Raw genomic sequence first — 236 nt, forward strand, 5'->3', positions numbered from 1 at the left:
CGCGTTACGCCCACGCGGCGCTCGCGTGGCTTCAGTGGCTGGCGGCGCTGGCGCGTCGGTCCGGTGCGTCGAACGAGGACGGACGTTCGCTGTATCGGCATGCGAGGAAGCGCGTGCGGCGTTATTACGAGCGCCTCGCGCAGACGCAGAAGCTCACCGCCATCGACGAAGCCAGCCGCCATCGCGTGCGTATCGCCGCGAAATATCTGCGCTACACGCTCGAATTCTTCACGTCG

General features: G+C 66.5%; 1 protein-coding gene. It reads left to right on the forward strand.

All coding sequences use genetic code 11. The annotated features are described in order from the left end of the window. On the forward strand, positions 1–236 hold a 236-nt coding region (locus SB816_RS34900; RefSeq protein WP_410548612.1), incomplete at both ends, for a CHAD domain-containing protein.

The sequence above is a fragment of the Achromobacter sp. SIMBA_011 genome, assembly GCF_046535435.1.
Taxonomy (GTDB): Bacteria; Pseudomonadota; Gammaproteobacteria; order Burkholderiales; family Burkholderiaceae_B; genus Achromobacter; species Achromobacter dolens.